This is a genomic window from Nocardioides sp. (genome assembly GCF_050699375.1).
Taxonomy (GTDB): domain Bacteria; phylum Actinomycetota; class Actinomycetes; order Propionibacteriales; family Nocardioidaceae; genus Nocardioides.
Genome location: NZ_JBOHDN010000132.1, coordinates 1 through 9,371, shown reverse-complemented (window position 1 = coordinate 9,371; position 9,371 = coordinate 1). Strand labels below are relative to the sequence as shown.

Here is a 9,371-nt window from a genome sequence, read left to right as displayed (position 1 = left end):
ACGGCCAGCGGCCGAGCGATGCTCGCCGCGTTGCCGGCGACTCAGGTCCGGGCGCTCTATCCCGACGCGGACGCCTTCGCCTCGGGGGCAGGCCCGCGTTCGCTGAGTGCGCTACGCCGGCTGCTGACCGACGTACGCCGGCACGGGTACGCCTCCGAGTACGGCGAAGTCACGCCCGGACTGACGTCGGTCGCCATGCCCGTGCTGGACCACAACGCTCATCCGGTGGCCGCGGTCACGGTGACCTTCCCCGAAGGCGAGGCCACCGAGGCGTACGTCGCGCGGATGGCGAGCGAGGTCGCCGCAGCGGTGCGGGAGCTGGGACGGCGGATCGGAGCAGGAATCCAGGGGATCTAGGTCCAAGGTCAAGTCTGGGATCGCAGACTCGAAGCCTGCCGGACGCCTAGGCCGCGAGGGGTGACAAGCCTTCCAATGGAGGTGCAGGTCACATTCGTCACGACTGAGGAGTCACCATGGCCACACCCGAGGCTGGTGGCGGCATCGAACGCCGCACCATCGATGTCATCCCGGCAGGTGAGCGCCACGGGACCACCCGGAGTCAGTTCACTCTGTGGTTCGGCGCGAACATGCAGATCACCGCCATCGTCGACGGCGCGCTCGCCGTCGTCTTCGGCGCCGACGCACTGTGGGCGATCATCGGACTGCTGCTCGGCAATGTCTTCGGTGGCGCGGTGATGGCACTCCACTCAGCCCAGGGACCGCGGCTCGGGTTGCCGCAGATGATCTCGAGTCGGGCCCAGTTCGGCGTCTATGGCGCGGCTCTGCCACTGGTGCTGGTGGTCGTGATGTACATCGGGTTCGCGGCTACCGGCACCGTGCTCGCCGGCCAGGCCATCAACAACGTGCTCCACGTGGACGCGCCGGCCGTGGGCATCCTGATCTTCGGCGGTCTCACCGCGGTCGCCACGACGGTCGGCTACCGGTTCATCCATGTCGTCGGTCGCGTAGCGACGGTGGTGGGCATCATCGGCTTCACCTATCTCGGCCTCCGCCTCATCGCCGACTACGACGTGTCGGCGGTCTTCGGTGTCCGTGGCTTCGAGGCCGCGACCTTCCTGCTGGCCGTCTCGCTGGGCGCGGGCTGGCAGCTCACCTTCGGGCCGTACGTCGCGGACTACTCGCGCTACCTGCCGGCCGATACCCCGGAGAAGGCCACCTTCTGGTCGACCTTCCTGGGCAGCGTCCTCGGATCACAGTGGGCGATGACCCTCGGCGTCGTCGTGGCGTCGCTCCCGGTCTCGGCCGGCGGCATCGACTTCCTGACGAACCAGGTCGGCTTCATGGGAGATCTCGCCGGCGGCGGCGCCATCGCCCTGTTGATCTACCTGGTGATCGTGGTCGGCAAGCTCGCGGTCAACAGCCTCAACGCGTATGGCGGCTTCATGACCATGCTGACCGTGGTCTCCGGCTTCGCTCGGATGCGAGAGGTCTCCGCTGCGGCCCGGGTGCTCTACATCAGTCTCTTCCTGGGCACCTCTGTGGTGATCGCCGTCTTCGCCTCCGCGGACTTCCTGGACAACTTCAAGAACTTCGTCCTGGCGCTGCTGATGGTGTTCACCCCGTGGAGCGCGATCAACCTCACCGACTACTACCTGGTCTCCAAGGAGCGCGTGGACGTTCCCGCGCTCTACGACCCGAAGGGCCGGTACGGCGCGTGGAACGCGACCGCTCTGGGCTGCTACGTGCTCGGCGTCGTGGCACAGATTCCGTTCTTGGCGCAGAAGCTCTACACCGGGCCGGTCACCGAGGCGCTAGGTGGTGCCGACATCTCCTGGATCGTCGGCCTGATCTTCACCGCGGCGGTCTACTACCCACTGGCGAAGCGGACCAGCAACCCACCCTCGGCGATGATTCTGCCCGGGCCCGCCCCGGTATCCGCTCCAGTCGGATAATTCACTCTCTTCTTCAACGGCAGACCACCCCGCGCGGTGAGCGGGGTGGTCTGCCATTGCCCGCGCCGACGACCGATGGCGTGGGGGAGTGCTTGTCAGGTGGGCTGGCCGGCGAGACCGTAGGCCGCCTCGTGGCCGGAGTCGGGGACCTGCATCTCGAAGGTCTCGGTGACGACCGTGTAGTCGAAGTACCCCATTCGCGCGATCGGCTTGATGCGCGGGATGTCGAGCCTGCCGTCGGGCGTCAGCACGTTGTCATCGATGTGGATCCGCTCGACCTTGGCGAACACGATGTCGATGGTGCCGACGTTGGAATCGCCCGTCATGCGGTGGGTTGCTCATCAAAAAGTCGGCCGCGTTGTTTGACCACCGGGCCCGGCGGGGGCTTAATCATCCCTAAGTACGTCGGCGATTCTGAAGGGGTCAATCGGGTGACCAAGTTCAAGTTCGCGCACGCAGCGACGTCGATCGTCGCAATCTGCGCACTATCGACAGCCTGCTCCACAGCTGAGGAGCCAGCAGCGGGCGAGGCGAGCGCGACCAAGAGTAAATCGACCAAGAGCGAAGAACCGGAGGGCTGTCTCGCCTGGTCGGTGCCCTGTTCCCGGGCGCCGTCGGCATCGCCGTCATCTGATGTGTGGCCGGCGGCATCCACAGTGTCGTACAGGGGAGCGTCCGTGAAGCTCCCCGACAAAGGCTGGGTTGCGGTTCCGTCAGACAAAGACATGCCAGTGTCGCCGCCGGGATCCGTGGACAGCGATTCGTCCAGGAGCGCCGCGAGAGTTTACGACGACAGCGATCCGAACCAACGCAAGAGCAAGGTGACAGTCAGCCTGGAGATGGCTGAATACGACCCGCATGCGTTGGGCAGTGACCTGAGTGTCGACGATATGCGGACCCAGACCACCAAGTCTGACTTGGAGAACCGGAAGATCTTCGGGGTAGCGACCCAGGAGCCGTCGGTCAACCAGGCCGGCGTCGTGTTCGACGTCATCGCGTCGGGACAGAAGTCGAGCTGGAAGGCAGACAAAGGCAAGATTGTCACCTGGCAGCGGGAGTACAACGGCGTGGTGGTCCACAAGGGCGGAAAGCTCGCTGACGGCGTCACAGTGATCATCGAGTGCCGAGCAGAGTTCTTCACCGAGGCGAAATGCGCGAGTCTTGCCCGCACGGTCTTCTCGACGCTGCGTGTGAAGAAGAAGTGAGCAGTCTGCATCCGTCAACCTCTCGGTTCTTGGCGCTTGGGATGCCAATCTCGGGGTAGGGTCCTTTACGTTGTGGCGAGCTTGATGTCGCCGGTCGGGTAGTGGTCGTGATGTTCTCGGGGGTCAGATGCGTTCGGTCCATCTTCATCCGCGGGGCCTCGTTGCCCTGGCGGGCACGGGTGTGTTGTTGGTGAGCCTGCTTGCGGGTTGCGGTGCCGACGGGAAGTCCGGCGGGGAGGATCCCGGCAATGCGGGTAACGCCTCGGGTTCCGTGGCGCCTTCGCCGAGCGCGGCGGCCAAGGCGCCGGTGGTCGGCGACATCGATGGGGATGGCGACGGGGACGCGGTGTTCGAGGCAGCTTCCTTGATGGACATGATCTCGGACGGGTCGGTCTTCGAGATGGCATCGAGCTCGCTCTCGCAGGCACATCCAGAAGCAGTTTGTGACTTCGACGGCGACCACGTCGCCGACGCGGTCGTGCGGGACATGGCTCCCAAGGGTCAGACGGTCGACACCTTCAAGGTGGTTGATGCGTCTGGGAAAACGCTCGCGGGAGTCAAGCGGGAGCGCAAGGTGAAGGGCATGTATGTCAACGCCGTTCATTGTGGGGACTTCGATGGTGATGGCCGTCCTGACCTCGGACTCGAGGAGGACATCTACTTCGCGCGTGAGATGAACAACCCAGACATCCACACAGTGGAGACGATGGAGGTGCGCTTCACGGTCCACCGCCAGGTCACGCCGGGGAAGTTCGGCAAACCGGAGACCTGGCTCGAGACGGAGACCCCCAGGGGCGAGTCGGTGAACGCCGTCTTTGACACCCACTTCGTGGTCGGTGACCTCAACGCTGATGCCAAGGACGACGTGGCGCTACTCGTGGACTACACGACCGCCGAGTTCATGTCAGGCGGGTTGGGCGCAATGTGTGGACACCTCGCGGCGTACTCCAACGGCAAAGCGTTCCGAGACGGGCCGGTTCAGAAGTTCGTCAGCAAGGAGCGCGGAGGTAGTTCTGTTGAGGAAGCTGGGATCGCGTGTGACGCCGTCCCCGCAGACACCGACGGCGACGGTGCCGAGGAACTGGTCGGTCTCGACGGTGCCGGCAAGGCGGAAGTGTGGTCTGCCAAGAGCGGCAAGTGGAGTCGTACGAAGGCGAGCAACCGGCCGAAGCGCGGGGGCAAGGAGGGTGGCATGCCGACCGCGGCCACCGATGTCAACGGTGACGGACTCACCGACCTGATCTCGATCACTGGCTTGGACACAGCGTCAGTCATGCTGCACGCGGCAGAGGCCGACGGCACCCTGGCTGCGCCGAAGGAGATCCTCAAGCTCTCGATGGGCGAGACCCGTTACTCGATGGTGCCCACCCGCATTCAACCACCCCGGTGACCTGCGGTCAGCCGTCGACCGGCGGGACGGACGCGCGTCTAACCATCCTCTTCCTCCGTCTTTCCACCTGTTTCTGGCGCAGTCGGCACGCGCTCTGCTTCTGGGTCGTCAGGTAGTCGCCACAAGGGATCCTCGCCGGGCTTGGCTCGGTCAACGGGAGTGTCAACGCCGCCTTCCCTCGCGTTGTATTCGCCGTTGACGATGCGGACGAGATTGTGGAGCGACTCGGAGTCGTGGTCGAGGGCGGGGTCCGCGGCTGCGACCTGCTCCCGCGTGGCGATGCGTGCGATCGGGGCAATCTGCGTGAGCTCGTCACGGGTGTCGCTTGCTCGGGCGTACGTCTCAGCCGGGACTTTTGCTCGGACCTTGGCGCCCCGATAGCGTTACCTGCGTGACGGAACAGCAGCTACCGCCTGTCGTGTACGCGCCGACCTTCACCGACGACTCGGGCAACAACAGACTACGAATGCATCAGATGTCGGACGGCACAGTCGCCCTGTTCGTGTATTCCGCGATCGACCGTCTGGCAGCTCAGTACGGCGATGGCGCCGCGTGGGTCTTGATGTCGCCTGCACACCTGGAGGCCGCGTACGACGCGGCACCGTACGACAAGCTGTTTGTCGACCGCGCACTGCACCCCGGCGGTGAGCAGTCGTGAGTGTCAAGATCTCCCATGCCGTTGTCACGAGTGTTCGCGGTTCCGTCGACAAGGGTCGGGACGCGATCGAGGGCACGGCGTCGTCTGCGCCCAAGTCCGTCGACGCTGGTGAGATGAGCGCGATGATGAACGGCATGCTGTCCAAGATCACAGACTCCGCAGCGACGGTCTCGGACTTACTGGCAGTCGTTGGTGACCGAGTCGATGATGCTGCTAGGAACTTCTGGACGGTCGACGCTGAGGCGGCCGCTGAAGGCTCGCGCCAGAAGGGTTCGATGTGACGATCGAGACCGAGATCAAGGGAAGCCCGGGATCGATCGAAGCAGCGGCAGACTGGCTGAAATCGAGGCTTGGTACGGCGATCGACACTGCTGGAAACGGTATGGCAGACGCACGACGTGACGCCGGCGCCGATTGGGATGGCGATACGAGCGAGGCGTTCCAGGGAGCGATGAAGCGCGGCGCCACCGAGGCGCTCGACTTCCACAGCACGATCAAAGGCATCAGCACGTGCTTCTCGGACTATGCCGGAACCCTCCGCTCTTGCCAGAGCGATATGGCCGACATTCGGGACAAGGCCGGCGGTGGCGGTCTGGCCGTCCACGGGATGACGATCGCCGATCCCGGGGCCGGGCCCTCCCGCCCCGGCGAACCCGCGCCAGGCGCCGATGTCGCAGCGCACAATGCCCAGGTTGATGAGTACAACGCACACCAGGACAAGGTCCGCCTCTACAACAGGCTTTCCGAACGAGCCGACGGAGTCTGGGGCCGCATGAAGGCAGCGTGGGATGAAGTCACGGCGAAGGACCGAGGCATCAACAAGGGCACCCTTACAACTGCAGCGGACATCGCTGGTGGTCTTGCCGGCGCCGTCGGCGAATTCCACGGCAGCATCCTCAAGAACACCGCTGATACCTTCGCCAAGCAGCACGCCGACGACCTTGCACGCCTGAAGGAACAGGCAAATAGTGGCAGGTCGATCTTCGATGCCTCGAAGTACTACGACGACTTCGACACGGCGAAGACAGGCGTCGCCTCGACGGCCGATGACCTGACACGTGCTGGCAAGGCGTTGCGGCTGGCCAAGGGCTTGCCGCTCGCGGCTGGTGGGGCGCTCTCTGGCGTCGGCATCTGGTACGACATGAAGTACGGCGGCGAGAGCGGAGAGCAGGCTGCCGTCTCCAACCTCGGCGGGTTCGCCGCCTCCGTCGGAGCAGGTGCAGTGGTCGGTACGATGATCGGAGGTCCGGTAGGTACCGCTGTCGGTGTCGTTGTCGGTGCTGGAGTCGGCATCTTCACCTCCGGCATGCTCGACGGCCTGTGGGACCACGACGGAAACGTCGGCAAGGCGTTCGTCGCGGGTCTCGATGCGGTCGGTGACACCGGAGCCGACATCGCTGATGCGGCTGGCGATGTCGGAGGCGCGATCGTCGATGGATTCGAGAGCGTCTTCTGACATGAGCAGCAACAGATTGCGTGGGATGCAGGACGCCGCCAGAGTGATCGCTGGGATCCTCTTGGTGGCTCTTGGCCTCGGGGCGTTGCTAGGAAGTGCGCTGGCGTGGTCAAGCGAAGGATCGGGCTGGGTGCTGGCGATCTTCGGGTGGGTGCTCGTCGTCGTCGGCATCGCGAGCTTCATCCGTGCGATCGGCGACGCGCGGGATCGTCGTAAACCCATGGCGCCGACGTTGAGTGTCGTTGCTGGCGAGCAGGCGTTGTTCTTCCCGCGTCGTGGGACACGCTCGACCGTTGCGTCGTGGACCCTGGTCGGCATCGGTCTGGCGCCGCTATTGGGGTCTGTCGCCGCTTTCGTCGCGGGAAGCATCCCTGTTGGCATCGCGCTCGCCGCCCTTGCGGCAGTGTTCGTCTGGCTTGGGTCCCCGCACCAGGTCGAGGCTGGTGGATTGTGGGCGACTCCGTCTGGCTTGGTCCACGCGCATGATGGCACCAAGTGGACGGTGAGGTGGGCCGATGTGCGCGGTGCCACTGCTAGCGAGCCGTTCGGCATCACCGTTGGCGAGCGACCCGAGACACATTGGGCTGTGTCGCAGTTGCGGCGCTGGACGCCAATCTTCAAGCACGACAATCTCTGGATCGACGGACGCGACATGGCCGGCGATCCCGAGCTTCGCTACTTCGTGGTGATGAAGGCGCTAGCCGACCCCGGATTCCGAGCCGCGCTGGGGACACCTGCATCGCTGCCACCCGCGGACGCCTGACGGTCTCCTCGGCCCAGTTGCCGGCGGGGTCTGTTGGTCGTCGACTAACGGTTCGAGCGATTCGTACTGGTCGCACACTCTCTTCACACGCGACGATTGCGCTATGGGTAAGAACCCCGAACAGCTGAACCAGAAGCAGGTCGATGTGCTCGGCTGGATCAGCGACGGCTGTCCAGCAGGCGTCTACGAGGACGGGCATGAACACAAGATCACTGCCCAAGCGTTGCAACGCCGTGGGCTTATCAAGATCAAGGGCCGAGGCCCGACGTGGACCGCTGCGATCACTGCGGCCGGTCGTCGCTGGATCGCCGATCCACCGGCCGTCGTGCTGCCAGACGAGACTGAGGCCGATCGACTGATCGCCCAGGTTCTCGACGCCGGTGGTCGGCTCGTGGTGCATGGTGAAGGTGACGTCGTGGCGGCGAACGAGCGCCTCGTCCGTATGAGCCTGAAGTCGGCGAGTCGCCCCAGGGGCAAGAAGTTGTCGATGAGCTGGGTCGGGAGGTACGGGAGAGGCCCGATCGCGATCGAGCTGGTCGAACACTTCGACGACCTCGTCGATGCGGTCCCCGTTCCGGTACCTGAACGGATCGGCAAGTATCACCCCGCTGTCCGAGCGTATGTGAGCGACAAGGAGTGGCACTACGTCACTCCGGACCACGTTCCGCGTGCGGCTCGTATCCTGCAGGCGCTGGCCCGTGAGGCCGAGCGGCGCGGCATGGATGCATGGCACCCAGCGTCGGCGCTGAAGGGTCGACCACCGCATGAGGTGGGCAAGGTGCGAAAACTGCACCTCGCCGTGCAGACGCCAGCTGGCGAGTACACCATCCAGGTCAAGGAGATCGCTGGCCCCGGAGCGGCCCAGCTCGGCCGGAGCTGGGAGCGCGGGCGGAAGCCAGTGCCCGCTTGGATCGACACCCGGAACTGGGAGTTCATCAGCACGGGGAAGCTCGAACTCGTGGTTCACGGCCAAGGATTCGGCTACGACGGCGCTCACTACCGAGACGCCAAGTCCACCAAAGTCGAAGACCGACTCCCCGAACTGTTACGCGCCTTCGAGGTCCAGAGACTTCGTGCGGAGTGGCAGGAGCAGGAGCGTAAGCGAGAGGAGGCCGACCGCCGGCGGCGCTGGGAGAGCGCCATGGACTCTGCCAAGGAGAAGTACGTCGAGCACGCCAAGTGGGAGCACTTCATCGAACGTTCGCAGGAATGGCACGCGATCAACCGTCATCGTGCCTTCCTGGAAGCCGTCAGGGACGAACTGGATCGGTATGTTGGTGAGGACCGGGTCGCCATCGAACAGCACCTTGTCGAGGTCGAGAGCGCGCTGGACATGCGCGACCCTCTTAGAAGTCTCGAGCGAATGGTTTGAGCAACTACGCCGGCAGCGGGTGCGACAGGCCCAACGGCGGATGAAGGCGAAGTCCTGGCCGAGGCCAGACCTCGTCTTCACAACCGGCGTTGGCACCGAGCTGGACGCCGCCAACGTGCGTCGAACGTTTCGTCGTGCGTTGAAGAAGGTGCCGAGCCTCAACCGCGAGGATTGGACACCACGAGAGCTCCGCCACTCGTTCGTTTCGGCGCTGTCCGAACACGGTGTGCCGATCGACGAGATCTCACGTCTCGTCGGTCACAAGGGCGGGAGCGCCGTCACCGAGCGGGTGTATCGCAAACAGATCCGTCCGGTGATTCAGACCGGCGCCCAGGCCATGGACGAAGTCTTCGGAACGACTGTGAAGGATGCGTAGGGCGAAGCGTTTGTCACTCACTTTGTCGCTCAAGCGCGACTGGCGTCCCGAATGTGGACAAGGAGAAACCCCGCCGATCCGGTGTTTCACCAGGTCAGGCGGGGCTTTCGGTGGTGGACGATACTGGGTTTGAACCAGTGACCTCTTCCGTGTCAAGGAAGCGCGCTACCGCTGCGCCAATCGTCCGGGGTTTGTTCAGTTTACATCAGGGTGGTGCTTCGAGGTGGGTACGGGATTT

11 protein-coding genes and 1 tRNA gene are annotated in these 9,371 nt (G+C 64.5%); 10 read left to right on the top strand and 2 right to left on the bottom strand.

Translation table 11 applies throughout. From position 1 onward, the window contains the following. Window positions 1-357 (top strand): IclR family transcriptional regulator domain-containing protein (locus ACRDPS_RS09595; protein ID WP_431501403.1); only part of this gene is annotated, 357 nt, incomplete at its 5' end. A gap of 116 nt (window positions 358-473) precedes the next feature. Further along, a complete protein-coding gene (locus ACRDPS_RS09590) occupies window positions 474-1,913 on the top strand; it encodes a purine-cytosine permease family protein (RefSeq protein ID WP_431501402.1) in 1,440 nt (479 codons plus the stop codon). A 95-nt stretch (window positions 1,914-2,008) separates the two neighbouring features. Here ACRDPS_RS09590 and ACRDPS_RS09585 read toward each other — a convergent pair whose 3' ends face one another. Next, the gene (locus ACRDPS_RS09585; RefSeq protein ID WP_431501401.1) at window positions 2,009-2,239 is read right to left on the bottom strand and encodes a hypothetical protein; all 231 of its coding nucleotides are present in this window, start codon (window positions 2,237-2,239) and stop codon (window positions 2,009-2,011) included. Between the two features lie 105 nt (window positions 2,240-2,344). Here ACRDPS_RS09585 and ACRDPS_RS09580 point away from each other — a divergent pair, with 105 nt between their 5' ends. The 8 genes from ACRDPS_RS09580 to ACRDPS_RS09545 all read left to right on the top strand — a co-directional run bounded on the left by ACRDPS_RS09580 (window position 2,345) and on the right by ACRDPS_RS09545 (window position 9,133). Then, window positions 2,345-3,118, top strand: coding sequence for a hypothetical protein (locus ACRDPS_RS09580; protein ID WP_431501400.1), 774 nt, complete (start codon window positions 2,345-2,347; stop codon window positions 3,116-3,118). Between the two features lie 190 nt (window positions 3,119-3,308). After that, window positions 3,309-4,508, top strand: a complete 1,200-nt coding sequence (locus ACRDPS_RS09575; RefSeq protein WP_431501399.1) for a hypothetical protein — start codon at window positions 3,309-3,311, stop codon at window positions 4,506-4,508. A 391-nt stretch (window positions 4,509-4,899) separates the two neighbouring features. Next, window positions 4,900-5,166 carry an SAV_915 family protein gene (locus ACRDPS_RS09570; RefSeq protein WP_431501398.1) on the top strand — a complete coding sequence of 89 codons (267 nt, stop codon included), beginning with the start codon at window positions 4,900-4,902 and terminating at the stop codon, window positions 5,164-5,166. Next, window positions 5,163-5,447, top strand: a complete 285-nt coding sequence (locus tag ACRDPS_RS09565) for a hypothetical protein (protein ID WP_431501397.1) — start codon at window positions 5,163-5,165, stop codon at window positions 5,445-5,447. The genes ACRDPS_RS09570 and ACRDPS_RS09565 overlap by 4 nt, the downstream gene beginning before the upstream one ends. Beyond that, complete coding sequence (locus ACRDPS_RS09560; protein WP_431501396.1) at window positions 5,444-6,622, top strand: hypothetical protein; 1,179 nt, start codon at window positions 5,444-5,446, stop codon at window positions 6,620-6,622. Before ACRDPS_RS09565 ends, ACRDPS_RS09560 begins: the two co-directional genes overlap by 4 nt. Window position 6,623: 1 nt before the next feature. Then, window positions 6,624-7,385: a hypothetical protein gene (locus ACRDPS_RS09555; RefSeq protein ID WP_431501395.1), complete on the top strand. Its 762-nt coding sequence runs from the start codon at window positions 6,624-6,626 to the stop codon at window positions 7,383-7,385. Between the two features lie 103 nt (window positions 7,386-7,488). Then, window positions 7,489-8,757, top strand: coding sequence for a hypothetical protein (locus ACRDPS_RS09550; protein WP_431501394.1), 1,269 nt, complete (start codon window positions 7,489-7,491; stop codon window positions 8,755-8,757). A 40-nt stretch (window positions 8,758-8,797) separates the two neighbouring features. After that, window positions 8,798-9,133 carry a tyrosine-type recombinase/integrase gene (locus ACRDPS_RS09545; RefSeq protein WP_431501393.1) on the top strand — a complete coding sequence of 112 codons (336 nt, stop codon included), beginning with the start codon at window positions 8,798-8,800 and terminating at the stop codon, window positions 9,131-9,133. A 111-nt stretch (window positions 9,134-9,244) separates the two neighbouring features. Here ACRDPS_RS09545 and ACRDPS_RS09540 read toward each other — a convergent pair. Continuing rightward, window positions 9,245-9,319: transfer RNA gene (locus tag ACRDPS_RS09540), tRNA-Val, on the bottom strand. Between the last annotated feature and the right edge of the window lie 52 nt (window positions 9,320-9,371).